This is a genomic window from Noviherbaspirillum pedocola (genome assembly GCF_016632335.1).
In the GTDB taxonomy this organism is placed as follows: domain Bacteria; phylum Pseudomonadota; class Gammaproteobacteria; order Burkholderiales; family Burkholderiaceae_D; genus Noviherbaspirillum_A; species Noviherbaspirillum_A pedocola.
Window position 1 is genome coordinate 327,305 of record NZ_JAEPBG010000002.1, and the last position, 26,305, is coordinate 353,609.

Consider the following 26,305-nt stretch of genomic DNA (forward strand, 5'->3'; position numbering starts at 1 on the left):
CCCCGCTTATTCGCGATTGTGGCCGGGACGACCGATGCCGTGATAGGTCAGGCCCGCTTCCATCACCAGCGCCGGATCGTACAGATTGCGTCCGTCGAAAATGGCGCGGCCGCGCAGCGCGCCGGCAAGGCGCTCGAAGTCCGGAGAACGGAATTCCTTCCATTCGGTGACCAGGGCCAGGGCGTCCGCGTCTTCTACCGCATCCCAGGCCGAGTCGCACAGCGTGACATCGCGCGCAAAGGCTTCTTCGCCGAGGCTGCCGATCAGCTGGCGCCGCGCTTCGTTGCTGGCCACCGGATCATAGGCGCGCACCTTGCAGCCGGCGGCGAGCAGTTGCGATATCAGCACCAGGCTCGGCGCTTCGCGCATGTCATCGGTATTGGGCTTGAAGGACAGGCCCCACAGCGCGACGGTCTTGCCGCGCAGCGCAGCGTCGCCGCCGAAGTGGCGTGAAATCTTGCCGAACAGGATGTTCTTCTGCGCTTCGTTGACGTTCTCGATCGCTTCCAGCAGCTTCAGGCTCTGCTTATGGTCGCGCGAGGTCTTCAGCAGCGCCTTCACATCCTTGGGGAAGCACGAGCCGCCGTAGCCCATACCGGCATACAGGAAATGCGGTCCGATGCGCGGATCCGAGCCTATGCCCATGCGCACCGACTCGATGTCCGCGCCCAGCACCTCGGCCAGATTGGCCAGCTCGTTCATGAAGCTGATGCGGGTGGCGAGCATCGCATTGGCGGCGTACTTGGTCAGCTCGGCGCTGCGCACATCCATTTCGATGAGCTTTTCGTGGTTGCGGCCGAAGGGCGCGTACAGCTGGCGCATCATCTTGGTCGCATGCGCGTCATCGCTGCCGACGACGATGCGGTCCGGCCGCATGAAGTCTTCGATGGCCGCGCCTTCCTTCAGGAATTCCGGATTGCTGACTACAGCGAACGGCACGTTCTTGCCGCGCTTTTTCAGTTCGGCGGCGATGGTGTCGCGCACCGAATCGGCGGTGCCGACCGGAACGGTCGACTTGTCGACCACGACCAGCTGCTTTTCCATGCGCTCGCCGATGCTGCGCGCGGCAGCCAGGATGTGGCGCAGGTCCGCGCTGCCGTCTTCGTCCGGCGGCGTGCCGACCGCGAGGAAGATGATGTCGGCATGCGCCACCGCGCGGTTGTAATCGGTGGTGAACAGCAGGCGGCCGGCAGCGGCGTTGCGCGCCACCAGCGTATCGAGACCGGGTTCATGAATCGGGATTTCGCCGGCATTGAGCATGTCGATCTTGCGGGAGTCGACGTCCAGGCAGAGCACGGTATTGCCCACGTCGGCAAAGCAGGCGCCGGAAACCAGTCCTACATATCCGGTGCCGATCATCGTAATTTTCATAGGGCGCTTGAGAAGACTAAGGGAATTCGGAAAGCGGTCGCTGGGACCGGGGACCATCAAAACCCGCGAGTATAACGGCCGATGTCGGTGAAAACGATGCGGCTGTCAGACGAAACGGGCGATAATCGCTCAAAAATACGGTTTTACCATGTCGTGCTTCCGCGCATCAACAAAATAATTTCCGTATATAAATATTGATAATATTGAATTATGATGCAGCGGAGCGAGATTCCTTATTGATTCGGCGCAAGAAAATCGGCAGCGGGCGGCAAATCACGGCATGTTGCGATTGCGCATGACATAACAATTCGACATGTTGCAACATGTCGCCGCTGAGCTGGACAAGCTGCCATGAACATCGCCCGGCACGCTGGCAGCCAGGCTACGGCAGAGACAAAGACAACGAGTGCATGAAATTACTAACCTTCAGTACGCTGTTTCCCAACGCGCAGCGACCCAACCACGGCATTTTCGTCGAGACGCGGCTGCGCTATCTGCTGGCGAGCAGGCAGGTGCAATCGCGCGTGGTGGCGCCGGTCCCCTGGTTTCCGTTCAAGCATGAGCGCTTTGGTGTTTATGGCACGCTTGCCAGCGTGCCGCAGTCCGAAGTGCGCCACGGCATCGATGTGACGCATCCGCGCTATCCGGTCATACCGAAGGTCGGCATGAGCGCCGCGCCGCTGTTGCTGGCAAAGGCGATGAAGCCCGTGATCGGGCGCGTGATCGATGAAGGCTACGATTTCGATGCCATCGATGCGCATTACTTCTACCCCGACGGCGTGGCCGCGGTCATGCTGGGCCGCTATTTCAACAAGCCCGTCGTCATTACCGCGCGCGGCACGGACATCAACCTGGTGCCGCAATACGCGCTGCCGCGGCGCATGATCCGCTGGGCCGCCGAGCATGCGGCCGGCATGATCACCGTGTGCAATGCGCTGAAGGACGAAATGGTTGGTCTGGGCATTGCGCCGGACCGCATCACGCCGCTGCGCAACGGCGTGGACCTGCAGCTGTTCCAGCCCGGAGACAGGCAGGCGCTGCGCGCCGAGCGCGGCATGGAAGGCTTCACGCTGATGTCGGTCGGACATCTCGAGCCGCGCAAGGGACATGAACTGGTGATCGCCGCGATGCGGCAGCTGCCCGATGCGCGCCTGTTCATCGCCGGCAGCGGCCCGGACCGCAAGAAGCTGGAAGACCTGGCGCAGGAATTGAAGGTGGCCGACCGGGTGCGCTTTCTCGGCCCGCTGCCGCAATCCGAACTGCGCAACTGGTACGGCGGCGCGGATGCGCTGGTACTGGCTTCGAGCCGCGAAGGCTGGGCCAATGTGCTGCTGGAGTCGATGGCCTGCGGCACGCCGGTGGTGGCAAGCAATGTCTGGGGCACGCCGGAAGTGGTTGCTGCTCCGGAGGCCGGCGTGCTGATGGCCGAGCGCACCCCGCGCGGCGTGGCCGACGCGGTGCGTCAGTTGCAGGCGGCTTATCCATCGCATGAAGCCACGCGCCGCTATGCCGAACGTTTCAGCTGGGACGACACGACCCAGGGACAGCTCACGCTCTTTCGCAACATCCTGGGACAAGGTCGGGCATGAAGATTCTGTATCACCATCGCACCCGGTCCAAGGACGGCCAGTATGTGCACATTGAAGAAATGATCCATGCGCTGCGCGACCTGGGGCACGAGGTCATCATCGTCGCGCCGCCGGGCAGCGAGAGCGAGGACTTTGGCTCCGACGCCGGCATGGTGGCCTGGCTCAAGCGTCATATACCGAAGTTCATCTATGAATTGATGGAGCTGGCTTACAGCTTCGTGGCGTACCGTCAGCTTGCAGCAGCGGTGAAGAAGCATCAGCCGGACTGCCTGTACGAACGCTACAACCTGTTCCTGCCGGCCGGCATCTGGATCAAGCGCCGCTTCGGCCTGCCGATGCTGCTGGAAGTCAATGCGCCCATCTTCGAGGAACGCGCCCGCTACGACGGCTTGGCGCTCAAGGGCCTGGCGCGCTGGTCGCAGGCCTATGCATGGCGCAATGCCGATTGAGTGCTGCCGGTGACGGGCGTGCTTGCGGACATCGTCGCCGACTACGGCGTGCCGCGCGATCGCATCGTCGTCATTCCGAATGGCATCAACTGGGAACAGTTCGAGCGCGCTCCCGAGCATGCGCAGGCCAAGGCGGCGCTGGGATTGCAGGACAGGCTGGTGCTTGGCTTCACCGGCTTCGTGCGCGACTGGCATGGTCTGGACAAGGTCATCGACATGATCGCCCAGGACCCGCCGGAGTCATCGCGCCATCTGCTGGTCGTTGGCGATGGCCCGGCCCGCGCCGCGCTTGAAGCGCAGGCCGATGCGCTGAACATCCGTCATCGCGTCAGCTTCACCGGCGTGATCGGCAGGGCGGATGTGGCGAAATACGTGGCCGCGTTTGACATCGCATTGCAGCCGGCGGTGGTGTCCTATGCATCGCCATTGAAACTGTTCGAGTATCTTGCCCTGGGTAAAGCCATCATTGGCCCGGCGCAACCGAACCTGATGGAAATCCTCAGCGATGGCGAGAATGCGGTATTGTTCGACCCAGTTGCCGCAGACGGCATGGCCAAGGCCATCGGCAGACTGAGCGCCGACGCGGCGCTGCGCAAGCACATGGGCGAAAGCGCCCGCAACACCATCACCGAGAAAAAGCTGACCTGGCGCGAGAACGCGATCCGGGTCGTTCAATTGTTCAAGAGGATACCCAGGCATGCGTGACGTAGTCATCTTCGGCATCATCTTTGGCCTGGTGCCAATGATGCTCAAGCGACCGGCGATCGGGGCGCTGGTGTTCATGTGGATCAGCATCATGAATCCGCATCGATTGGCTTATGGGCCGGCGCATGATTTTCCGTTTGCGGCGATGGTGGCGGGGATTACGCTGATTTCGGTGTTCAAGTCGAAGGAGCCGAGGAAATTCCCGGCTTCGGCCGTCACGGTGCTGCTGTTGGTGTTTGCCGCTTGGATGACGTTTACCTCTTTCTTCGCTCTCAGCCCAACGATTGTGTGGATGGAGTGGAATCGGGTAATCAAGACGCTGTTCATGGTGGTGATCACGATGCTCGTGGTGAACACTGAAAAGGATCTGAAGCTCATGGTCTGGATCCTGGGGCTTTCACTCGGCTTCTTTGGTTTGAAGGGCGGTCTGTTCACGCTGGCTTCGGGCGGCAGCTATCGAGTGCTTGGACCCGATGGCAGCTACATCGCCGAGAACAATTCGCTGGCACTGGCCTTCGTCATGACCATACCGATCATCTGGTTTCTGCGTACGCAGGTGCATAAGCATTGGATGCGCCTGGGACTTACCGCGCTGGCCATCCTCACCGCGATTTCCGCCGCCGGCTCCTATTCCCGCGGCGCGCTGCTAGCAGGCGTGGCCATGATGATGTTCCTATGGCTGAAAAGCCGGAACAAGGTTGGCACCGGCGTCGTGCTGGCCTTGATGGTGCCAGTGGTGATGCTGGCCATGCCGGAGCAATGGTTCACGCGCATGTCGACCATCGACAGCTATCAGACCGACGGCTCGGCCCTGGGACGTTTCAACGCCTGGTACTTCGCGATGGCGGTCGCCAAGAGCCATGTGCTTGGCGGCGGCTTCCTGGTCTTCAATCCGTGGATGTTCCGCCTCTATGCACCGAACCCGCTGGACTTCCACGTGGCGCACAGCATTTACTTCCAGGTGCTGGGCGAGCATGGCTATATCGGCCTCGCGATCTTCGTGTCACTCATCATCTCTTCGTGGCTGATGGCATCGAGCATCATTCGTTCGGTGCGCAAGGTGTCGGAGCTCAAGTGGGCCAGTGATCTCGCGGCGATGTGCCAGGTGAGCATGATTGGCTATCTGGTTGGCGGGGCTTTTCTTTCGCTAGCTTATTACGATTACTTTTACTATGTGATCGCCGCGCTCGTCATCACGCGCAAGGTCGTCGCCCCACAACTCGCCGCGTTGAAGCTGGGGCAGGGTGCACAGCAACGTGAGGTCGAGCCGGGAGTGCCGGCGTTCGCCAAGGGAGGGATGCATGCGTCTTGATGAGCGTGCCGACTCAATTACGAGTCCGCTACTGCGGGGCGCGTCGCATCAGGGCGCACCGCGCGGACTGGGTGCCGACTTCGCGAATGGCCTTTTTTCGCTGTTTTCGTCGCACGGTCCCAGCGCGCGGCTGACCATCTTGCTGTTTCACAAGATTCCGCGTATCGCCGATCCACTCACGCCGGACGAGCCGATCTTGGCCCAGTTCGAACGCACGCTGGATTTCCTGTCGGGGAATGCCAATGTGCTGCCGCTGTCCGAAGCCGTTGGCGCGCTTGGAAAAGGCACGTTGCCGCGCCGGTCCATCGCCATCACCTTCGATGATGGTTATGACGATTGGCTGCATACCGTCGGTCCGGCGCTGCGCAAGAGGAATCTGCCTGCGACCTTCTTCATCACGACCGGACAGCTGGAAGGCCCCGCACTCTGGCATGAACGCATCATTGCTGCCGTACGCGCACTCCCTGACACCGGCTCGCGCCTTCCGTATGGATTCGGAAACTATAGTGATCTGAGATCGCAGCAACGACGCATCAAACTGATCGCCGAGCTGCAGGAACGCCTGAAGTACGCTCCGCTTTCCGAGCGCATGGCAGCCATAGAGATGCTCGAGGCGCAGGCGATATCCCTCCCGGTATGGCCTGTCGGTTTTGGGCGCGACGCAGTGCGCGAATTGCACAACCAGGGCTTCGAGATAGGCGGGCATACCATCAGCCACCCGATTCTTAACGAATGCAGCGACGATGAAGCGCTGCAAGAGATCGGCGGATGCAAGGAAGAGCTCGAGAGCATCATTGGTGGCAAGGTCCATTCCTTCGCCTATCCGAACGGGCGGCCAGTGAAGGATTACGAGGGTCGCCATGTGGCGATGGTGAAGGCATGCGGATACCGTGCGGCCGTGGCAACCAGCGGCGGCGCCGCCAAAAGCAGCTCGGATATTTTCCAGCTTCCGCGCTTCACTCCTTGGGGCGAGAGCGAAGAAAGAATGGCGCTGCAACTGGCGCGTAATCTCGTTGCGGCAGAAAAGCATGTGCGCTCGGTTCCGGTCATTTCAGAGTTGCAGACACAAACTCCGGTTCGTTGCCTGATGATCGCCAGCACATTCGCTCCGCTGCATGGCGGATCGGCTGTTGTCTACGACAACCTGTGTCGGCATATGCCTGAGGGGAGTATTCGGGTTCTCACCGCACGCAAGAGCTATCTCACCAATCGGGAAATCGAGGGATGGCAAGAGCATGATCGCGCAGCGCCATATCCTGTCGAACGGATTCCGCTGCTGCGGCCTCTGATGCAACCCCCGCCGGCCAATATCCTCGTTTCGTTGTGGCGCTTCGCGGTGCGTGACATCCCGCTCTATGCAAGCACGCTGATTGCGGCAGCGAGCATCGTTCGCAAGCACCGCATCAATGTGATCTGCGTTGGCGAGCTCGTTACCGGCAGCTGGCTGGGGATTGCGCTGAAACGCCTTTTTGGCTGCAAGCTGGTGATCTATATACATGGAGAGGAAATTACGACCGCTACTGGTGGACGGCTTTCCGGAAATAAGCGACGCGAGTACCTGCATCATGCGGACAAGGTGGTTGCGGTTAGTTCCTTCACTTGTGATGCGTTAACCCAGGGGATGGCATTGCATTCGGAGAAGATTGAACTGATCCAGAACGGCGTCGATATCGACAGGTTCACCCCGGGCGAGAAAGACCCGGAGCTTATTCGCAGGTATGGATTGGAAGGTAAGAAAGTCGTGCTTACCCTTGGCCGCCTCGTGCCGCGCAAGGGGGCGGATATGGCAATACGGGCAATGGCACCGCTGCTGAAGATGCGCAACGACGTTCATTACCTGATCGTGGGCGATGGCGAATTACGGGATGAACTTAAGCGAATCATTGGCGAAGAGCAGGTCACCGACAAGGTCACGCTTGTAGGAAAAGTTTCGGAAGAAGACCTGGTGAAGTACTTCCGCCTTTGCGACATCTTCCTCATGCCGAATCGGACCATGCCGGATGGGGATACCGAAGGGTTTGGTTTGGTGTTTCGCGAAGCGAATGCGTGTGGTAAGCCTGTAATCGGCGGGCATGCTGGTGGCGTAGTAGAGGCTGTATTGGATGGCGAATCCGGCCTTCTCGTTGATGGCAACAACACTCAGGAAATTGGTCAAGCTGTGCAGCGATTGCTCGGCGATGAAGCTTTCGCTGCACAAATCGGCAAAGCCGGAATGGCGTTGGCGATCAGCAGTAGTACGAAAAGTGTAGCCGCTAGATTTTTGGCAACGTGCGGAAGATTGTTGCGGGATTAAATCGGTGTGAACGAAAATTTTTGTATTTATCGCATTGCTACCACCAAAAAAGTCTTTTAAGCGCACTCAAAAAATCTGTCGAATAACGCGATAGCAAATCAGTGAGCGAGCGAGCACAGCAGAGGAAAACTAATAGGCGTAACGGCTGTCTGTAGTTGTGCGATGTGAAAGCCTGCTACTAAGTGCAGCGTCGGCTGAATGTCCAAAACGACTTGCTCATAGCCAAGATCGCCGCTTGTTTTACTTTCAGCGATACTCGCCCATCAAAAGCTGTTGGACTAAGCCCAAAGCCAGAATGCGAAAAGCAAGCTAAGACATTAAACCACGCTGCACTCGACGTAACCCTTAACCAAGCTGTTGAGCACATCGCTGCTCGGATACGCGAAGCTGGTTCCTGCTATGTAGGTACACATGACCTCAGTTCGAAAAGTGCGCTATGTTCGTTAATCTATCCTTGCGTGGCTGGGGCGACAGACGCTGGTCGCCGCAGTAATCGCAAGATTCGGGCATGCAACGGCAGTGAAGCGCCCATCGCAGGCAACTCGATGAAGCGAAATGTGATGTAACAGATAGTGATTAACGGGAAGATCAGGGCGCACACAACAGCCCAGAACATTAAGCCATTAATCGCTTGGCTGACCCCAGTGCGGACATAGCCGTCAAAGGTCACAAAGAGAATAATCCCGTGCAGCAAATAAACGCTATATCCCATGTCGCCGACAAGTCTAATTCCGCGATGTAGAAGCACACCAAAAAGCGAATTGCCGCACGCTATGATGATGAAGACGACACTCAGAAGCAAAACTGATTTCCAACCGTAATCAGTGGGCGGCATGAAAAATACAAGCCCCAAGCAAAGTAGCGCGACGCACCCCGCGAACCTACCTGAACAGAAGGCGCGTAGCCCCGAGTAGCGCGCACAATAGGCAGCCACAATCCCGCCTAAGAAAATAGACAATTGCAGCAGACTTGGATAGTGCATTTGCTCCACAATGAAGGTACATGCGCAAATGCTGAGCAGGAAAGGCAGTACCTGACGCTTTGTCCCGACGAAAAATCCAATTAAAGGAAGGGCTGCATAAAAAATTAATTCATAAGGCAACGACCAGATAACGTGGGCGACAATAATTGCAGTAGAACGATGCCCGTTTATGTCAGGCAGTCCTAATATCCCGAAGGGAATCCACTTTATCAAACTTCTCAAAATATTTGCCGGTGCATCGTGAAGCAAAAAATCGGTCTTGTACATCACGATGCAACACACTGTTAGGAGCATCAAGAAATAAATTGGTCCAAGGCGCATGAAGCGCGAGATGTAGAAGCGCCCCCAGTCGATCGGCTCTTCTGTAGCCCTCAATAGTTTTGAGAAAAACAGGAATGCTGTAATCATGAAAAACAGCGAGACACTTATCTGCCCAAGATTTCCATAGAAGTATGACGGCGGCAATTGCCATTTACTGGTTTTAATGTAGAAAAACCAAATGCAAGCGTGATGTAGAAATACTGAAATTACCAGAAATCCACGAAGTCCATCGAGAGTAGAGATGCGTGCCGCTTGGATATGAGCAGGAAACAACCGTGCTAGAAGAGCGGCATAAAAAAACGCTACCACTATCGCTACAATAGCAAAGATCGGTGAAGCTGGATCGCTCAGCATATTGCTCCTAAATAAAAAATTTTTTCGAACATAACATATATATAAATCAACATTTTCTTAAATTCAAATTACTAGGATCGTTCGCCGCGTTAGTGGAAGCAACACCATATCGGTTCGGATTCATTACTTTCACCTTTGTTGGAGCGTCGCAGCTATCAACAGACAATTTCGAATGGCTCCCTTGGTAGATCCCTAATGCGTGCGTGCTACTGCCTACGATTGGTGCCTGGGTCGTTGCCCTCACGATTTCTTGCCGGGCCTGCTCCTATGTCGCTTAACGCCAGTGCTGCATTAACCTGTTCTTCAGCATCCGCAATAAAGCCTTGATCGGAGTGGTATCGTAACGATTCCTACGCCAGTTTTCCGGGGTGCGCATGTCAAATTTCATTAACAGTGTCTGATGCTTATGAACTATTTTGCTGGAGCGAGCAAGATACTGGATCACCCGTAATACGGGGCGGCGAAGTGAGGCCGCTCGAAAGGTCGCCCGCTCGATTGGTTAAATCAGCCAGAACGTCATATGGAGTTTTATTAGCACCATTTGATAATTATAATTTCAGTTGATCAGCTACTTCATTCGAGGCTCTTCCAAATCGGCAAAGCAAAAAGTCCCTCACGCCGAAGCGAACTGCTTTAGCATTCAGGTCAGATGAGATTAGCCATCGCAGAAAACCGAGACGGGTAATCTCTTGATTGCTCACACTACGCGCTATGTTGGAGGTGGTCCAATAAAGAGACTTCAGTCCTCTCAGTAATGTGGCTGATCCGCCTTGCTTTTTTCCAATTAAAAGCAATGTATTACGTGTGGCATAGTAAGTCTTCATCGGTGTGCGACGCCCACCGAACGCTCTGGATTCCTTATGGAAAATTTTTACTCCAGACTCACAGACTGATTGAAAGCCGAATTGTTTGCTTCTGGTATGGAAATCCGTTTCTTCTAGCTGCAGGAAAAACCTTTCATCTAAAAGACCGACAGATTCGAATATGGTGCGATGTATGCCAAGGCAGGCGCCGTATGCGTAATCCATTACAAAACGACTAACTCCGCCGTCAACAGCACCAAACGCGTATGTACCCCCATCAACTCCAGGATGGAGTTGAGGTACCATTGGTTCATCCCAATAATAAATGCTAGGGTGTACTAAACACGGTGCTAGGGAGGTCAAAGCCGCGAACCAATTCTTCGCCATTAATTCTGGGAATACGATGTCATTATTGAGTAGACAAATCCAATCGTAGCCGCGGCTTAAGCCAATGCGAATTCCAACATTATTTCCTCCTGCCCATCCTAAATTCTCATCAAGTGCAACGAGTTCTATTTTGGGAAAATTAAGTCTTAGCTGTTCTGTCGTCCCTTTAGCGGATGCGTTGTCTACCACAAGAATGTCCATTTCTTCTGGCCTATTATGTTCTAGGCTCCTCAAGCATTCTGCAGTGTCGTCGTATCCATTAAAGCTTAATACGATGCATAAAACCCGTTGATGATTTTTACTAGGTATTCCGTCACCTATACTTTTATTGGGCCTGGTCTTCATTCTCACTCCCTTTGGAGAATCTAAAGATTATAGTTATTGAACTTGTGAGTTATTGGATCTTGATGCGCTTGACCTCCGGCATATAGCTAGAAGGAAAAACGCCATCTGTTATACCTGCTGCGTGGGTTTTATTTCTAGGTTGCTACTCTTTAATGAATTGCTAGTGATCGTCCGATATCTTTGAGCTAATTCATTCAAATTATATCTTTTTTCATATTCGAAAATCGAAAGTTGGAGATTTTGGTACTCCTCAGGAGTAAGCTTGTATAGGGTTTCAGCAATTTGGGAAGGGCAGTCAGCCGTGATGGAGAAAGCTGCGACTTCTGGGAACATTTTTATTACTCTGGATGACGCGATGATTGGAATCTTCCTATTGATTGCGTCATGTAGAGCGCCGCTAGATGCATTGTCATAGTACGTACCCGTAGGCCAGAAAAATAAAAAATGCATCCTATCAAGAAGGTTTAGGAACTCGCTTCGCTCAATCTGTTGGTTGGCAGGCTTTGTTTCAAATCGAGAAAAGTTTTCTGTCTTGCTACTAGGATGTTCTGCTCCAATTGCATGAAACCTAAATCTATTTCGATTATCAGTGAGGCTAATTATTTTGGAAAGCTCAAGAAGCTGGCTTATCCCCTTGTCAACCGATGCGCCACCTGCCAACCCGATATTTATTGGGTTGCTTAGATACTTTCTAGACTGAAGTATTTCCCGCTGAACCCGTGGATGTGGAAAGTAATGAAAGGAATCGAGAAATTCTGGTAGATCCTGGCATGTCTTCGATTGAATATGCTCCTCGAGCACCATTATTTGAGCGCCTGCTGCGCTTGCTTTTTTTAAGGACGAGTATAAGTCTGCAAATTTGCGGAACGGGTTTTTAGAGCGCCATCCTAGGAGTTCGTTATAGTCACCATGCATGAATATTTGGAGCTTCTGAGACTTGCGGCGAGGAAGCGCTCTAAGCGCAGATATGCACGGACCCGATGCGGATGCAAATACAATCATGTCTGCATTCATAAGATCAAAGAATGCGCTTTGAATAAGATAAAATGCCCTTTTTATAATATTTGTCGGTAAAGTGTCGCGGTCTTTATATACTTTCCAAGTAATGACGCGTATCCGGTCGAGTAAATCATTTTGTAATTCGGCTAAAATCATCTCGCCTTGTTGGCGCTCTCCAAGAAAAATTATTTCCGCGGAGGGGAATGCTTGAGCAATGGTCTGTACTATCCCGCAGTTGAAGGGAAAATGGATGGTATTTGCCAATGTTGGCTCTATGATCAAAATTTTTTTCATTTTTCTTTCTTATTTGTATTTTCTCGAATAGATGGCAGCTGCTATTGTTTGAGCAGCGAGTCTTACTAAATTCTTGTGCGAGTTGTCGAAGCTAAAAGTTAATCTGTTTCAAGGTCATGATGTGCTCGTTGCTGTAACGGGTTCATGGTTTCGACGATCAGTTCGAATTTTTAAGCGCGAATTTCGGAATTAAATCAACTAGCATCAAACCAGCTGCTTCCAAATGTCGGAAGATGATCGCTGCTATGAAGCTGGCTAATGTTGAAATGCTAACGATATATATCATGTGCTCTGACCTCAACGTACCGAGTTTTGCTGTCTCAACTATGAGATACGAGGTTAGTGAAATAATAATACTGAAGTGCACCAGATATAGCGGGAAAGATAGGGTTCCTAAAAATCTGGAAAATTTGGAAGAGAAAAACGCTGTAGCGGCGCGTGATGTGTATGCGCAGAAGACGAGCGCTATTGCTACTGGCATTCTCAGGTCAAGATAATAAAAGCTTGTTTCAAGACCAACGGCGAGTATAAACACGCAACTTAATAAAATGAGGATTGACGAAATTTTCCATATGAAGCATGACTGAAAGCGCTGAAGTATTCCCTCTTCGCGGTATTGGGATAACAATAGCCCAGCAAAAAATAACGAGTAGTAGGATTTGGCTGCTATAAGGAAAAATATGAGTCCGTATATGACGAATTTTGGGTGCGTTAATCGTTCTGATACGTATAAGTACAAAATGATCAGCATAGAGCCCAGCAACTCTATTGTCATTGTCCATAGGAATGGATTGTAGGAGTTCTTTAGATTTCCGCCATCGTAAACGGTGTAGATTGAATATCTTAATACAGAAGGTAACGTTGGGCTGAACGCAATGAAAGCCCCAAGCCAGTCTTCTCGATGGATAATTTTTGCGGCTTCGATGTTAAATGTTAATCCTACCTTCATAAGAAGATAAGTGCACATGCATGAAAGTAGGATTGGTACTGTCAGTCGGAAATATCTCTTTATTAGAAGCGTGTCTAATGTGTTTATATTTTTTTTTCTCATGTACGCTAACGAAAGCGCGTCTCCCGAAAGCACAAAAAAAACTGAAACGGCAAGGCCGCCGTTAATCAAGACATGAGCAGATGCGCCGCGAATTGTCGGAGCCAAAACGCCAAAAAGCTCATCAATCAGATGAAATAAAACGACTACAAGTGCTGCCCATCCTCGTATGCCGTCGATCTCGCTAACACGCTTTCCCATGCGTTTTCCCTTCGTTTTTAAGGCTCCATGTTACATTAAGGAACTATTCTGAAGGAAAATTTTTGAGTCTAGAGTGAATTTTTGCGTATAACAACGCGGAAGAGATGTTTGTGGTGGAAGAGGGAGCGGTGGTTTTGCTTAGCGCTGGGAGTATCTTAAGCGGGAATAGTATTTTGTGATTTGCAAGGTAGGAGCATAACCCGTTCTTGCAAATGTATTCTTTCGATGAAAGGCCACGGCGGCAGAATAATTTCCACCAACAGCGTCGTGCTTGCAAACGCTGTTCAAGTTGCTAGTAATCGCTTCTTATGCAGAAAATTGCTTCCACAGGTTCAAGCAAATCGTGCACGCAGCCCACTAAGTAGATGGTGGATTTCTTCTACTAAAGGATGGCGAGTTATTCTCAAAGCCGCGTACCAGGTAAGTGCAAGTGGTAGAGCCATTATAGAAAGGGCTGCAATTGCTGGCATCGGAGGTAGGATAGTTTTCAACATCCATGCCGACGCTGCACAAGCGGTAGCGACCAATGCACTTGGCAGTATGGCCACCAGCATGCTGATGAAATCGTGCCCCAAATATTTTTTATGTTGCATCACCATTACAGGTAGCGCGGCTGCAGTTGCTGCACATATGGCCCATGCAAATTTCTGCATACTTCCGTCGAACAAAACAAATCCAAAAGCGACTCGGGAAATAAGTACAACGATCATCGAGATCGCGGAAAGGTATGGTTTTCCTATTGCAGTAAGCGCCGTCGGGGTGTAGTTAAAGATCATAGAGATGGCCGCAGCAATCGCTAAGGCGGGTACTGCGGGAACCGCATCAAGCCATTTCGCGCCATATAGGGCCGTGATGATCTCTTGAGCTAGCACGAACGTTAAAGCCAAGGCAGGCCAGCCTACGCCAGTTAGCAATGCTGTTGCACGGTTCAACAGCGGCCCGACCGCTTCCCCGCGGTGATATGCCTGAGAGATATAGGAGATTGATCCATAGTTAACCGTGGTTCCGGCGACGTAAGTAAATATCGAAACCGTCGAACTCGCCCGGCTAAATAGCCCCACCAGTCTGGCATTTCCCAATTTTCCAAGCAGAATATCCGGCAGCGCGTTATTGACAGCGACCGCGCAATTGGACATTAGGGTGCCCATCCCGAAATGCACAACCTTGCCCCAGTTCCTGAATGAAGGCGACCAAGGCAAATGCTTCGGACGCAGTGGCGCATATGCGATGGCACATGCCAGGATGTTGGCCAGATTCGCCCACGCCATGCTCATCGTGCCGAACCCAAGTCCAGCCAAGCCAAGACATGTGACCGCGTAGGCGCCGGTGCCGGCCACCGTCACGATGGCTTGCTTGCCCGCCGCATACTCCCGTGTCAGCAGTGCATGGGTCACAGAGCCGAACGGAATAAAGATGAAGCCGATCGCCAGCACCTTCATCACTGGCGCCATCTGCGGTTCATTGAACCAAGAGGCTATCCATCCGCTGGCAATATAAAGAAGCAGCGCAATCAACCATGACGACGTGAACAGAACGCCATTGGCGGCACGCAGTTTTTCCGGAGTCAGTTCAGGCTCGTGCTGCACATACGTCGCCACGCCGAAATCGCGAAAGATATGCGCGATGTTGACGAACACGATGGTCATCGAGAACACGCCGATCTCACTCGGGCTCAACAGGCGGGCGAGCAGCAGGCTGACGATGAATTGGACAATCGTCGCTCCCGATGAAGAAAAGAAATTGATTACCAGGGAGCGGCGCAGGCTTGTCATGTGCTTGTTGCTGTTCTTGGAGGAATGTCGCTACGAATCAGGCCGGATGGGAAGTCAAACCGGAGATGCGGCGAATCGCTTCTCGCGACGTTCTCTCGTATTTGCTGTTAACGAAGCGCATCGAGCCGATGAAATGCAGAAATGCCGTTTCATCGCTCATCACATCCGGCGTTCCGTATTTCGGGAAAGGCAGTACGCAGGTGTTCTGCGCATTGGCTACGAGGTAATTCGATGTAACCTGTTCCGTTCCCCATGAAGCCCAACGTTGCCTTCCAATGTTTTCAGCCATCAGGCGGCTGAATTCAAGCAAGTCCTGTTGCATCGTTCCGCTGGAGGGAAACCCGGTGAAGCCAGCGCAGCCGCGCACATACATCCTGTGTACAGGCAGGCCAATGTGTGCCATGCGCGCTTCGGAGAGGCCTTGTATGTGGCGCTGACCCTCAATGTCCGGGCCGGCGCGATCGCTGGTTTGCGCGATGGTCATCAATGCTTGCTTTGGCTCTTCGCCCAGAACGAATCCGGCATTTGAACGAATCGCATTGATCACTTCCGCAATCATTCGAACCGTTACCGTATCGGCATCCAGTTGGACGACATAGTCCTGTGGGGAGTAGGAACAAATGGCAAGCAGTCTTTCCCAGCAACCGCCGCGCGGCACATCTGGATGGGTAAATTCGTCTGCCTTGCGGAATTCGATATGCGGTACGTGCTGACGGATCAGGGCGCGGTCCTGTTCATCGATCGATGGATCGCAAACCATGACGATTCGGCCAGGATTGGCAAACTGCGTAAAGGATTTCAGGGCGACCAGATAAGAAAGCACATCCCTTTTATGCACCATCGACAACAGGATGAAGGGCATATCGCCCGTCTGAAGCGCAGGTGTTTTCAATACCTGACGGATCGACTGCTGATGACGCCACTTGAAGAAATCTCTTCTCAAGCGTTGGTTAATCGAAGATAGGAAAGACATCGAAGCCTCATGGATTGTGCTGGACTTGCTTCAACCGATATCGCGCCGGGTTCTTGCGAAATTTCACCGGTTTTTGCATACGTAAAGCGGTGAAGTAGTGATATCAGGAAACAAGGCCGGCCGAGTATAGCATGCTGTTTTTGTCAATTTGTTGACAGTGCGCTAATGCATTGTTCTTGGTGATCAGGTAGGTAAAGCGGGCACTATGTAGTGACGTTTCCAGCAATAAAGCAGGCATGGACATCTTGTTCACGGATATGGAAAACGAGAGCTGAAAAGTCTTTTCAGGAATGTTCATTTGTTATTTTTCTTCACTTCTTTCCGCCACCACCTTATGCCCCAAATGCCGCACCAATAACCCCACCGGCATCCTCAACCAATGTGCCCGCACAAACAGTAACCTTCTTGCCACGCCGGTCAACCCATCCGCGCAGCTCGCATGCGGCGACTGCAGCGCCCGACCATACAACCCATCCATCAGCATGCGTACCGGCCATGCAGGCGCACCTCGCGCCGCATCCCGCATAACCTCTTCCGGCACCGGCGTATCCAGCATCCTGCGCGCATACCGCAACGCGTAATACAGCGGCCGCGCCAGATCCAGCTCGCGCGACCGCGCCGGCAGTGTCTTCCAGAACGCAGGATCGTCGCCGAACGCCCGCAGCAGCGCATCCAGGTCCGCCAAATCGCGCAGCCCATGATGCAGTTCTTCCTCATGAAACAGATGACAGGCGCTATGCAGAACCATGTCCACCGGCGCCAGGGTCTTCAACTCCGGGCGCGCCGCGATCGGCCGCGCCGCGGCGATCAGCTTGGCAGAATCCGGCTTGCTGCGCGCCGTGAACGGCAGGATCGCATGGTGGACATCAACCACCGTCATGCGCTTGCCATGCTGCATCGGCGGCAGTTCATGCATCCATTGCCGGTAGTAGCGCTGGTCATAAGCGTCATGATGCGTGCTGCCCCAGCCGTGCAGCATCAGCGCGGCTTCCGCGGCGTTGATCTGCGCCTTTGGCACCAGCACGTCGATATCGGAGAACAGCCTGCCATGCGCGCAAGGCAGGTCGGCGGCGACGTAGGCGGCGCCTTTCAGCAGAATCGTCGGCAGGCCAGCGCCGGCGAGCGCGGCGCGCACCTGCTCGATTTCCCATAGCGCCGCCTGGCGATGGCGCGCCGCGACCAGGCGCGCGCCGCGCAGGTGCAGCAACGCTTGGGGCGGCAGATGCGCATCCAGGTCATGCGCTTCCATCAGCCAGGCAAGCCGCGCCAGCAGGTTCGCCGCGCGCGCCTGGCGCAGCAGCAGATCCCACTGCGCCAGCGACAGGGTGGCGGCGCGGCGCGGTTCGCGCAGTACCTGGAGGATCAGGGCATCGACTTTCACAATGGCTGCTCGTCGGGACGCAGATCGGCAAAGGCGGCAATCGCTTCGTTCATGTCGCTGTAGCGGAATTCGTAGCAGCGCGAGGCGCCGACAAGGTTCGCCAGCGCTTCGAAGCCGGCTGCACCCAGCGCCGAATAATTGAAGGCATTGTCGGCCAGACGCAGCGCGGCGCCACCGCGCGGCAGCGGTGTCAGGCTGGTCGCGGCGCCGGACTCGTATTTCGGGAAGATCACCCAACCGGGGCGCGCCGGTTCCAGCGAGCGCGCCACGCTGTCCGTCGGCGGCTTCATGTGCGCGACCGTGCCCTTGAGCGTGTCGCGCACTGCGGGTGTGAAGACGGCCTGCGGCGCTTTGCTGCGCATGATGTCTATCGATGCATTCTTCAGGCTGACCGGGCGCGGCAGCGGCAGCAGGGCGCCGTCGCTACGACGCACCAGCGCCAACTCGTCGGACAGCAGCCGCCAACCGTTCTGGATCAGCGCGGCGCACAGGGTGCTCTTGCCCGAGCCTGGCGGCGCCGGCATCACGGCGGCGTGGCCGTGTCGCTCGATGACGGCGGCGTGGATGATCAGCACGTCCTGGATCTGGCTGGAAACGCACCAGTTCAAGCCCCATTCGAACATCGGAAACGCCTGGTCCGCCGGCAGCGGCTTGAACGGCGAAGCGCCGTCCACCCGGAAGTCCACCTGCGGCCGCAACCAGCGGCGCAGATTGCGCGGCGGCGCTATCTCGACATGGAAATCCGCGAAGTCTTCCCCGGCCAATGGATAGTCCGCGTACAGCAGCTCGATGCCGGCGGCGACGTTTTCCAGCGGGCTGTGCACGCAGGCGGTCAGCATGCCGGTGCGAAAGCGCAGGCCGGAATGCCGCAGCCGGCTGCGCAGCTCTTCGGAAGACAGGGTGGAGATGTTCATTAGCGCGGCATCTGTTCAACCAGGGACAGGCCTTGCAAGGTCATCAGCAGTTCGTGCAAATGGGTGCGCAGGTCAGCGTCATCAGGCAGCTGCCAGTCGGCGGCGCATTGGGCGGCGAGACCCTCTTCGTCAACGGATTGCGCCCGCAGACGCGTCAGGACGTCGGCAGCGATGGCTGAGAGCAGATGGGTATCGCCCGAAAGATCATTGTAGACAATGGCTTCGTCTTCCCAGGAGCGCAAACGCAGGCTTTGCGCGGGATGGATCTGCCATTTCATCGTGTCGGTGTCATTGCTGCCAATCAGGCGGCAATCGGGGTCATCGTTGCCTGCAGGTATTGAATGATGTCGGCGTCGTACCAATAAATGCCGGCGCTGACTTCATAGCGGTTGCCCTGGGACCATTCGCGGTAGATCTGCAGCACCTGCTGTGTCGTCGGAAAGGCATTGCGGCCGGAAACGGCATTCAGGTACGCGGCGATCAGGTATTTTACGACCGGCGGCGTGCTGTCGCCGTTGAGCACTTCACGCATCGTGGCGTTGGATTCGGTACCGACTGCATCAGCCTTTGCGGACTGTCCAGGGGGATTACCGTTCGCATTGCCATTGCCATTGCCATTACTTTTCGACGGGCTCCACGGCGTGGTGGTAGCCAGCGGCGCATCGAAGAAGCTGAACTTGGTGGTTTTGATCCAGGCGGCCGTGCTGGTCTCACCGAAGATCGAAACGAAAGTGGTGCTTTCCTCGATTGGCCACCTCTGCATTGCCGACCATCCTGCCGGGTCGCTGCCAGTGCAGATCGCCGGATCGCCATGCGCGCTGGCATTGTTGGACAGAAAGCCGGACGGCGATTTGCAGGTGTTTTGCGCCAGCACGGAGCGGCTGGCCAGGGTCATCACGACACCGGAGGCGCCAATGCCAAGGCGGGTGAAGCGGCGGCGCGAGGCATTGACTTCTCCGCGCATGGCGGCCTCGTTCGTCGGTTCGTGATCCATCGGTTGATTTTCGTGATTATCCATCGTCATTGCTGTGCTCCTGCGTTTTGCCATCGGGGGAAGAGCGGCTTCCCGCGGCTATCCTAGCAGATTCGCCCTAGCGCCACCCCGGCGAGATGATGTTGATCTGATAATAATTTGATGCGACGCAATCGAGAGTTGCAATTCTTATACAATTCTTCCCGAAATTGCGGATGATCTGTGCTCCCCGCTTTACTGCCGACAATCGTACCCTTATTCCAACATATTTCCAAGAAGTAATATTTATTGGTATTCAAGCTTGCCCTCTAGCGGCAGATGCACCAATCAATCGAATTCTGATGAAAGGACGCACCATGCTGTTTGACCGCATGACCCGGATTGCAATTCCCCTGGCTCTGTTTGCCGCCTGCAGCGCGGCTGGCGCAGCGGCTTCCGGACCTGGCAGCGGTGCAAAGGGCGATGCCGAAACCCTGGTAAGCCAGGCAATCCGCTACGAGAATGCCGAAGGCGTGCCTCGCGATTATGCCAAGGCAATGGACCTTTACTGCGCCGCAGCACGCGCAGGCAATGCGGATGCGCAATACCGACTCGGGTGGATGTATGCGAATGGCCGCGGCATGCCGCGCGACGATGCGCAGGCGGCGCATCTGTTCCACCTGGCCGCGAAGCAGGGGCATATACAGGCCGAAACCATGCTGAAGCTTTCGGGTAGCGCCAAGACGGTTGCGCCCGCGTGCCTGACGCCGCCGAAACCGCCGCAGCCGGCGCAAACCGCATCCATCGACCCGGCAATCGCCATCGTGTATCCGAAACGCATACACAAGGTGGTCGACAAGGTGTCGCCGCAATACGAGGTCGATCCCCAACTGGTGCTGGCCTTCATCGCGGTGGAATCCGGCTTCAATCCGCGCGCGGTGTCGCCAAAGAATGCGCAGGGGCTGATGCAACTGATACCGGAAACTGCGCGTCGCTTCCGCGTCAAGGATGCTTTCAACGAGGAAGACAACATCAAGGGCGGCGTGCGCTATCTGCAGTGGCTGCTGTCCTTCTTCCGCGGCAATGTGTCCCTGGTCGCAGCCGCCTACAACGCCGGCGAAAAAACGGTGGAGAAATACAAGGGCATTCCGCCGTATCCCGAAACCCGCGATTACGTGCGTCGCATCACGGCGCTCTATCGCAAGACCAGCCATCCTTATCAGGCCAATCTGACCGAAGCATCGCCGCTGGTGGCTCGGATGCAGCCAGTGCTTCAGGATTCTTCGCGCACCATCCAGGGTATGGTCCAGCCGACCACGCAGAGCAGCACCTGGGTAATGTCGCCATAACGGCCCGGCACCCATTGCTGTTGCCACTCGAGCAGGAACACGCCGCCGCATACCAGCACGCTGCCGATCACGAGCGCTTCGATGTGCCGGTATCGCGGCAGCGCCATGCGTGCCAGGCAGCCGATGGCCATGAAAGGCCACAGCAGTTCCAGGATGTTTTCCAGGCCGGTGAAGCTGCGCATCTGCCCGACGAAGGGAATCCAGTTGAAGCCTGCGGTGAAGGCGCCGCCGTCCGGGCTCATCTCAGCAACCGTGAAGCCGGCTGCGGCAAGCACGATGCCCAGCGCAGCAAGCCAGCTTCGCGGCGCGCGCTGCAAGACGCATGCGGCTACGAAACCTGACACCGAGCCAAGCAGCGCTTCCAGCGACAATACCCGCGAAATCACCAGTACCTTGCTGGCAAGGACAAAGCACAGCGCGAGCAGAAAAAGCCGCAGCGCCGGCGCCTGCGGCCGCGCCAGCATCAGCGTGAGCATGGCAAGCGCGGCGGTATTCAGCGCATAGACCACCACCTTGGCCGATTGCATGGTCTGCGGCGCGAGCAGCGTGTGATACAGGCCCGAGAGCGCATGGCGCGCATGGCCCACGTCCAGCGATGGCACCAGCGGACTGGTTTGCGACAGGATCCAGATGCCTATCGTCACCAGTCCCGCATTGACCAGCGCCCCGTGCAGAAACAGCCGATCACGCAAGCGCAGCAGCATTGAGCCCGACAGGGTATGGCGCAGCGCAAATCCGGCCAGCATGCCGCCGAAGGCCGTGCCGGCCGCGTTCATCGCCACGTCGACCATGGACGACACCCGCGCAGGATTGAATTGCTGCAGACTCTCGATGCCGAAGGACAGCGCTGTCCCCATCACCGTGCATAGCAGCAGCGCGCTGATGTGGCGCAGGAAGCCGGCAAGCCAAAGCGTGAGCATCAGGCCGAAGGGCGCGTACACGAGCACGTTCTGCAGCATGTCGGCCTTGTCCAGATGCGACGGCCATTCGTGCACGAAGCCAAACAGCGGCGCCATCGGCCAGCGCCAGCGAAAGGGGTACAGGCTGCCGTAAAGGATCAGCAGGGTATAGGCGAATGTCGCGAGCAGCATCCTGGAGGCATGAGGACGGGGCCTTGCGACGGTGCTGGTGGCAGTGCTGGCGGGTGGCATCGAATGGGGCGCGATTGACTTGCGGAATTCGCGTTCTCGTATTGAGCGAAAGCGATAGTTGCCGGATTGTACGCGAGTACAATGGCCGCGGCCTGAACATCGCGCCGCGGCCTCTTCCGATGCGGCCTGCATCCTTCCAATCACATCGACAGATTTCCTATGCCCAAGACCATACTCGTTACTGGCGCGTCCGGCTTCATCGGTTCGCATACCTGCGTTGAACTGCTGCAAAGCGGCTTCGACATCGTGGCGCTCGACAATCTGTGCAACAGCTCGCGCGAGGCGCTTGAGCGGGTGCGGAAAATCACCGGACGCGACTTTCCTTTCGTTGAAGCGGATATCCGCGATCGCGCCGCGCTGGATGCGATTCTTGCTCAGCATCGCATCGATGCGGTGATCCATTTCGCCGGCCTGAAGGCGGTCGGTGAATCGGTGGAAAAGCCGCTCGAGTATTTCGAGAACAACGTTTCCGGCAGCGTTACCCTGCTGCAGGCATTGCGCGCGGTGAATGTGAAGACCTTCGTGTTCAGCTCGTCGGCGACGGTCTATGGCGACCCTGAGGTGCTGCCGCTGGTGGAATCGGCGCGGCTGTCGGTGACCAATCCCTACGGCCGCACCAAGCTGATGGTCGAGCAGATTCTGAACGACCTCGAGCGTTCGGATGCGTCGTGGCGCATCGGCATCCTGCGCTATTTCAATCCGGTTGGCGCGCATGAAAGCGGTTTGATCGGCGAAGACCCGCGCGGCATTCCGAATAATCTGATGCCCTTCATCGCGCAGGTCGCGGTGGGGCGGCGCGAGAAGCTATCGGTGTTCGGCAATGATTACCCGACCCCGGATGGCACCGGCGTGCGCGACTATATCCATGTGGTCGATCTGGCGCGTGGGCATGTGGCGGCATTGAATCGGCTGTTTGCGCAGGAGGGTGGGTTTACCGTCAATCTTGGAACCGGGCATGGGTATAGCGTGCTTGAGGCGGTGAAGGCATTTGAGAAGGCCAGTGGACGGCCGGTGCCTTATCAGATCGTGCCGAGAAGGCCGGGGGATATTGCGAGCTGCTATGCGTCGCCGGTGCTGGCGGAGGAATTGCTCGGGTGGCGGGCGGAGAAGGGGATGGAGGAAATGTGCCGGGATCACTGGAGGTGGCAGAGTGGGAATCCGGAGGGGTTTGGGGGGTGATTGAGTTTCGTTGTTTGCGACGTTTGTCGGGAAAGGTTGAGGATGCGCTTTGCGCATCCTTGGGTCTAAAATGAAGCTTTCAGTCGAGTCCGACTGAAAGCTTGAGATAAGAACACGGAGGGACTCGGTCACGTTCCGCGACCCCGGCCTCGCTTGCAAGCGAGGCCTTTCGAGTCCCTCACGTGAGGCGCGCAGGCGCCTCACTCGTGGGCACAGCTTGAAGAATTCGCTGCGCGAGTTCTTGAATGGAAAAAGCGAAAGGCCCGGTTGAATTCTCAACCGGGCCTTTCTATGTTTGGTGCCCACGGAGGGACTCGAACCCCCACACCTTGCGGCACATGGACCTGAACCATGCGCGTCTACCAATTCCGCCACGTGGGCCTTGCTTGCGACGGAGGGCATTATACGGGCTCAATTCCGCTTGTCAATTGTTGATCCGGTCCTTCTGCGCGATGGGGCAAATTAGGAAATCGACGGAGGGTCCGTTACACTAGCCGCCTGCCTTGTCAACCCTTAACTTCAATACCACACGCTTTTGAGCCAATTTCCATACCCCATACCCAGCAGGGAAGACATCCTCGGCCTGCTGCGCACTTCCGGCGAGTCGAAGGATGCGGCCGCGATCGCGGCGGCGCTGCGCGTCGGGCCGGATGAGACCGAAGGACTGACGCGACGCCTGAATGCGATGGAGCGCGATGGCCAGATCCGCATGGAACGAAACGGTCAGTACAAGCTGACCCATGTGCAGGACTTCATTGAGGGACGCGTCTCCGGCCATCGCGAAGGCTATGGCTTTCTGATCCCGGATGAAGGCGGCGACGACCTGTTCCTGTCCGAGCGCGAAATGAAGAAGGTGCTGCATGGCGATCGGGTGCGCGCCCGCGTCACCGGCACCGATCGCCGCGGCAGGCCCGAAGGCAGCATCGTTGAGGTCGTCGAGCGCGCCAATACCCGCGTCATCGGCCGCCTGCTCAATGAAAACGGCATGTGGCTGGTGGTGCCGGAAGACAAGCGCATCGGCCAGGACATCCTGCTGTCAGGCTCGCCCGGCCAGGCCAAGAGCGGGCAGGTGGTCAGCGTCGAGCTGGTCGAACAGCCTTCGCGTTATACCCAGCCGGTCGGGCGCGTGGTCGAGGTGCTCGGCGACATCGACGATCCGGGCATGGAAATCGAAATCGCAGTGCGCAAGTACGGCGTGCCGCATGAGTTCTCCGACGATGCGCAACGCCAGGCAGGCAAGCTGCCGTCGCAGGTGCGCATCGCCGACATGAAGGATAGGGTCGACTTGCGCGACATCGCGCTCGTCACCATCGATGGCGAGGATGCGCGCGACTTTGACGATGCGGTCTATTGCGAGCCGGTCAAGATCGGTCGCACCAAGGCCTTCCGCCTTCTGGTGGCGATCGCCGACGTCAGCCACTACGTCAAGCCTGGCGACGCACTCGACGCCGATGCGCTCGAGCGCAGCACCTCGGTGTACTTCCCGCGCCGCGTGATACCTATGCTGCCCGAGAAGCTGTCCAACGGCCTGTGCTCGCTGAATCCGGACGTGGATCGCCTGACGCTGGTGTGCGACATGGTCATTACTGCCAGCGGCGAGGTCAAGGCTTATCAGTTCTATCCGGCGGTAATGCACTCGGCCGCGCGTCTGACCTACAACGAGGTCGCAGCGATCCTGTCCAATACCCGCGGCACCGAAGCCGCGCGGCGCCAGGAGCTGGTGCCGCATCTGCAGGACTTGAATGAAGTGTTCCGCGCGCTGCTCAAGGCGCGCCAGGCGCGCGGCGCCATCGACTTCGAAACCACCGAGACCTACATGGTGGTCAATGCCGCCGGCAAGATCGAGCAGATCCTGCCGCGCACGCGCAACGACGCGCATCGGCTCATCGAGGAATGCATGCTGGCCGCCAACGTCTGCGCGGCCGACCTGCTCGAGCGCCACAAGCAGCACACGCTGTACCGCGTGCATGCGACGCCGGCCAAGACCAAGCTGGACCAGTTGCGCACCTTCCTCGGCCAGATGGGCCTGACGCTGGGCGGCGGCGACGATCCGTCCGCATCGGACTATGCCGAGCTCATGCCGAAGATCAAGGAGCGGCCGGATGCGGTGCTGCTGCAGACCATGCTGCTGCGCTCGATGCAGCAGGCGGTCTACAGCCCGGAAAACATCGGCCACTTCGGTTTGTCGTATGAGGCCTATGCGCATTTCACCAGCCCGATCCGGCGCTATCCGGACCTGCTCACGCATCGCGCGATCAAGGCGGTGCTGGCCGGCAAGCGCTATGAGCCGCGCGGCATCGATACCTCCTCGCTGAACACCACGCTGTCGCCGGCGGCGCGGCGCCAGGCGGCCGAGGACAAGGCCAACGGCAAGAAGCGCTCCGAAGGCGAGCTCGCGGTGTGGGAATCGCTCGGCATTCATTGCTCGGCCAATGAGCGCCGCGCCGATGAAGCCTCGCGCGATGTCGAAGCCTGGCTCAAGTGCTATTTCATCCGCGATCGTCTCGGCGAGGAGTTCACTGGCACCATCTCGGGCGTGGCGCCGTTCGGCATCTTCGTGCAGCTCGACAATCTGTTCATCGAAGGCATGGTCCACGTGACCGAGCTTGGCGCCGATTATTTCCAGTACGACGAAACCCGCCATGAACTGCGCGGCGAGCGTACCGGCAAGCGGTATCAGCTGACCGATCGGGTCACGGTGCAAGTCAGCCGCGTCGACCTGGATGCGCGCAAGATCGATCTGCGCCTGCTGGATCAGCCGGACTTCCGCACGCAATTGAAGAATGAAGCGCGCCGCGCAGAAGGCGAGCAGAAGGACAAGTCTGGCAGGCGACGCCGCAATGGCGGGGCCAATGCCGCGGCCACTGCCGCTGTCGCCGGCCCGGCCGATGCGGTCAATACCGGCAATGCGGCCAATGGAGTCGAAGGCAAGGAAGGACAGCGCGGCATGCCATGGGGCGCGGGCACCGGCTCGGGTAGCGGATCGAGCATCATGCCGGCCAATGGCATGGGCAAGCGCAGCGGCAAGCGCAATGGCAGCGGCAAGGCGGCGCAGGCCGAAAGCAAGCCGGCAGGATCAAAGAAGGCTACGAAGCCCGCGAAGGCGGCACGCAATACGCGCGCGGCAAATGCCGGCGGTGGCAAGAGCAACAAGAGCAGCAAGGGAAAGCGTCAGCAATAA

Annotated in this window: 21 protein-coding genes and 1 tRNA gene; 8 read left to right on the forward strand and 14 right to left on the reverse strand. The window is 56.6% G+C overall.

Annotated elements, in window-relative coordinates:
• Positions 1–6: 6 nt before the first annotated feature.
• A complete protein-coding gene (locus JJB74_RS06710) occupies positions 7–1,371 on the reverse strand; it encodes a UDP-glucose dehydrogenase family protein (RefSeq protein WP_200591045.1) in 1,365 nt (454 codons plus the stop codon).
• Positions 1,372–1,781: 410 nt separating this feature from the next.
• On the opposite strand from JJB74_RS06710, the gene JJB74_RS06715 reads away from it, so the two are divergent.
• From JJB74_RS06715 to JJB74_RS06730, 5 genes are read left to right on the forward strand one after another with little or no spacing between them, the layout of a single operon-like run.
• Positions 1,782–2,960 carry a glycosyltransferase family 4 protein gene (locus tag JJB74_RS06715; protein WP_200591046.1) on the forward strand — a complete coding sequence of 393 codons (1,179 nt, stop codon included), beginning with the start codon at positions 1,782–1,784 and terminating at the stop codon, positions 2,958–2,960.
• Positions 2,957–3,409, forward strand: a complete 453-nt coding sequence (locus JJB74_RS33090; protein ID WP_234484013.1) for a glycosyltransferase — start codon at positions 2,957–2,959, stop codon at positions 3,407–3,409. Before JJB74_RS06715 ends, JJB74_RS33090 begins: the two co-directional genes overlap by 4 nt.
• On the forward strand, positions 3,410–4,114 hold the full coding sequence (locus JJB74_RS33095; RefSeq protein ID WP_325170101.1) for a glycosyltransferase: 705 nt from the start codon (positions 3,410–3,412) through the stop codon (positions 4,112–4,114).
• Positions 4,107–5,426, forward strand: coding sequence for a putative O-glycosylation ligase, exosortase A system-associated (locus tag JJB74_RS06725; protein WP_200591047.1), 1,320 nt, complete (start codon positions 4,107–4,109; stop codon positions 5,424–5,426). Before JJB74_RS33095 ends, JJB74_RS06725 begins: the two co-directional genes overlap by 8 nt.
• The gene (locus tag JJB74_RS06730; protein WP_200591048.1) at positions 5,416–7,719 is read left to right on the forward strand and encodes a glycosyltransferase; all 2,304 of its coding nucleotides are present in this window, start codon (positions 5,416–5,418) and stop codon (positions 7,717–7,719) included. The genes JJB74_RS06725 and JJB74_RS06730 overlap by 11 nt, the downstream gene beginning before the upstream one ends.
• Before the next feature lie 448 nt (positions 7,720–8,167).
• Here JJB74_RS06730 and JJB74_RS06735 read toward each other — a convergent pair whose 3' ends face one another.
• From JJB74_RS06735 to JJB74_RS06785, 11 genes are all read right to left on the reverse strand, one after another.
• Positions 8,168–9,376, reverse strand: a complete 1,209-nt coding sequence (locus tag JJB74_RS06735; protein WP_200591049.1) for an acyltransferase family protein — start codon at positions 9,374–9,376, stop codon at positions 8,168–8,170.
• A gap of 548 nt (positions 9,377–9,924) precedes the next feature.
• On the reverse strand, positions 9,925–10,911 hold the full coding sequence (locus JJB74_RS06740; protein ID WP_200591050.1) for a glycosyltransferase family 2 protein: 987 nt from the start codon (positions 10,909–10,911) through the stop codon (positions 9,925–9,927).
• A gap of 108 nt (positions 10,912–11,019) precedes the next feature.
• Complete coding sequence (locus JJB74_RS06745) at positions 11,020–12,204, reverse strand: hypothetical protein (RefSeq protein ID WP_200591051.1); 1,185 nt, start codon at positions 12,202–12,204, stop codon at positions 11,020–11,022.
• Between the two features lie 157 nt (positions 12,205–12,361).
• Positions 12,362–13,453, reverse strand: coding sequence for an acyltransferase family protein (locus tag JJB74_RS06750; RefSeq protein ID WP_200591052.1), 1,092 nt, complete (start codon positions 13,451–13,453; stop codon positions 12,362–12,364).
• Positions 13,454–13,785: 332 nt separating this feature from the next.
• Positions 13,786–15,225, reverse strand: a complete 1,440-nt coding sequence (locus JJB74_RS06755) for an oligosaccharide flippase family protein (protein WP_200591053.1) — start codon at positions 15,223–15,225, stop codon at positions 13,786–13,788.
• A gap of 37 nt (positions 15,226–15,262) precedes the next feature.
• A complete protein-coding gene (locus JJB74_RS06760) occupies positions 15,263–16,198 on the reverse strand; it encodes a hypothetical protein (protein WP_200591054.1) in 936 nt (311 codons plus the stop codon).
• Between the two features lie 103 nt (positions 16,199–16,301).
• Positions 16,302–16,496, reverse strand: a complete 195-nt coding sequence (locus JJB74_RS06765; protein WP_200591055.1) for a hypothetical protein — start codon at positions 16,494–16,496, stop codon at positions 16,302–16,304.
• Positions 16,497–16,499: 3 nt separating this feature from the next.
• Positions 16,500–17,579 carry a nucleotidyltransferase domain-containing protein gene (locus JJB74_RS06770; RefSeq protein ID WP_200591056.1) on the reverse strand — a complete coding sequence of 360 codons (1,080 nt, stop codon included), beginning with the start codon at positions 17,577–17,579 and terminating at the stop codon, positions 16,500–16,502.
• Positions 17,576–18,493: an HprK-related kinase A gene (locus tag JJB74_RS06775; RefSeq protein ID WP_200591057.1), complete on the reverse strand. Its 918-nt coding sequence runs from the start codon at positions 18,491–18,493 to the stop codon at positions 17,576–17,578. The genes JJB74_RS06770 and JJB74_RS06775 overlap by 4 nt, the downstream gene beginning before the upstream one ends.
• Positions 18,493–18,771 carry an HPr-rel-A system PqqD family peptide chaperone gene (locus JJB74_RS06780; RefSeq protein WP_200591058.1) on the reverse strand — a complete coding sequence of 93 codons (279 nt, stop codon included), beginning with the start codon at positions 18,769–18,771 and terminating at the stop codon, positions 18,493–18,495. Before JJB74_RS06780 ends, JJB74_RS06775 begins: the two co-directional genes overlap by 1 nt.
• 23 nt (positions 18,772–18,794) lie before the next feature.
• Positions 18,795–19,487: a hypothetical protein gene (locus tag JJB74_RS06785; protein WP_234484014.1), complete on the reverse strand. Its 693-nt coding sequence runs from the start codon at positions 19,485–19,487 to the stop codon at positions 18,795–18,797.
• Positions 19,488–19,807: 320 nt separating this feature from the next.
• Between JJB74_RS06785 and JJB74_RS06790 the strand changes: the two genes are divergently transcribed.
• Positions 19,808–20,794, forward strand: a complete 987-nt coding sequence (locus JJB74_RS06790) for a transglycosylase SLT domain-containing protein (protein WP_200591060.1) — start codon at positions 19,808–19,810, stop codon at positions 20,792–20,794.
• On the opposite strand, the gene JJB74_RS06795 is transcribed toward JJB74_RS06790, so the two are convergent.
• Positions 20,719–21,885 (reverse strand): VanZ family protein, encoded by a 1,167-nt coding sequence (locus JJB74_RS06795; RefSeq protein ID WP_200591061.1) that lies wholly within the window; start codon positions 21,883–21,885, stop codon positions 20,719–20,721. The genes JJB74_RS06790 and JJB74_RS06795 overlap by 76 nt on opposite strands.
• A gap of 219 nt (positions 21,886–22,104) precedes the next feature.
• On the opposite strand from JJB74_RS06795, the gene galE reads away from it, so the two are divergent.
• Entirely contained in the window at positions 22,105–23,124 is a 1,020-nt protein-coding gene (gene galE / locus JJB74_RS06800; protein WP_200591062.1) for a UDP-glucose 4-epimerase GalE, read from the forward strand.
• A 296-nt stretch (positions 23,125–23,420) separates the two neighbouring features.
• Here galE and JJB74_RS06805 read toward each other — a convergent pair.
• Positions 23,421–23,505: transfer RNA gene (locus tag JJB74_RS06805), tRNA-Leu, on the reverse strand.
• 154 nt (positions 23,506–23,659) lie between these two features.
• On the opposite strand from JJB74_RS06805, the gene rnr reads away from it, so the two are divergent.
• Complete coding sequence (rnr, locus tag JJB74_RS06810) at positions 23,660–26,305, forward strand: ribonuclease R (protein WP_200591063.1); 2,646 nt, start codon at positions 23,660–23,662, stop codon at positions 26,303–26,305.

What these genes read in the sequence shown, in the direction of transcription:
- JJB74_RS06710 (WP_200591045.1), bottom strand. Translation starts at nt 1,371, where the DNA reads ATGAAAATTACGATGATCGGCACCGGATATGTAGGACTGGTTTCCGGC.
- JJB74_RS06715 (WP_200591046.1), top strand. Translation starts at nt 1,782, where the DNA reads ATGAAATTACTAACCTTCAGTACGCTGTTTCCCAACGCGCAGCGACCC.
- JJB74_RS33090 (WP_234484013.1), top strand. Translation starts at nt 2,957, where the DNA reads ATGAAGATTCTGTATCACCATCGCACCCGGTCCAAGGACGGCCAGTAT.
- JJB74_RS06725 (WP_200591047.1), top strand. Translation starts at nt 4,107, where the DNA reads ATGCGTGACGTAGTCATCTTCGGCATCATCTTTGGCCTGGTGCCAATG.
- JJB74_RS06730 (WP_200591048.1), top strand. Translation starts at nt 5,416, where the DNA reads ATGCGTCTTGATGAGCGTGCCGACTCAATTACGAGTCCGCTACTGCGG.
- JJB74_RS06735 (WP_200591049.1), bottom strand. Translation starts at nt 9,376, where the DNA reads ATGCTGAGCGATCCAGCTTCACCGATCTTTGCTATTGTAGCGATAGTG.
- JJB74_RS06740 (WP_200591050.1), bottom strand. Translation starts at nt 10,911, where the DNA reads ATGAAGACCAGGCCCAATAAAAGTATAGGTGACGGAATACCTAGTAAA.
- JJB74_RS06745 (WP_200591051.1), bottom strand. Translation starts at nt 12,204, where the DNA reads ATGAAAAAAATTTTGATCATAGAGCCAACATTGGCAAATACCATCCAT.
- JJB74_RS06750 (WP_200591052.1), bottom strand. Translation starts at nt 13,453, where the DNA reads ATGGGAAAGCGTGTTAGCGAGATCGACGGCATACGAGGATGGGCAGCA.
- JJB74_RS06755 (WP_200591053.1), bottom strand. Translation starts at nt 15,225, where the DNA reads ATGACAAGCCTGCGCCGCTCCCTGGTAATCAATTTCTTTTCTTCATCG.
- JJB74_RS06760 (WP_200591054.1), bottom strand. Translation starts at nt 16,198, where the DNA reads ATGTCTTTCCTATCTTCGATTAACCAACGCTTGAGAAGAGATTTCTTC.
- JJB74_RS06765 (WP_200591055.1), bottom strand. Translation starts at nt 16,496, where the DNA reads ATGAACATTCCTGAAAAGACTTTTCAGCTCTCGTTTTCCATATCCGTG.
- JJB74_RS06775 (WP_200591057.1), bottom strand. Translation starts at nt 18,493, where the DNA reads ATGAACATCTCCACCCTGTCTTCCGAAGAGCTGCGCAGCCGGCTGCGG.
- JJB74_RS06780 (WP_200591058.1), bottom strand. Translation starts at nt 18,771, where the DNA reads ATGAAATGGCAGATCCATCCCGCGCAAAGCCTGCGTTTGCGCTCCTGG.
- JJB74_RS06785 (WP_234484014.1), bottom strand. Translation starts at nt 19,487, where the DNA reads ATGGATCACGAACCGACGAACGAGGCCGCCATGCGCGGAGAAGTCAAT.
- JJB74_RS06790 (WP_200591060.1), top strand. Translation starts at nt 19,808, where the DNA reads ATGAAAGGACGCACCATGCTGTTTGACCGCATGACCCGGATTGCAATT.
- JJB74_RS06795 (WP_200591061.1), bottom strand. Translation starts at nt 21,885, where the DNA reads ATGCTGCTCGCGACATTCGCCTATACCCTGCTGATCCTTTACGGCAGC.
- galE (WP_200591062.1), top strand. Translation starts at nt 22,105, where the DNA reads ATGCCCAAGACCATACTCGTTACTGGCGCGTCCGGCTTCATCGGTTCG.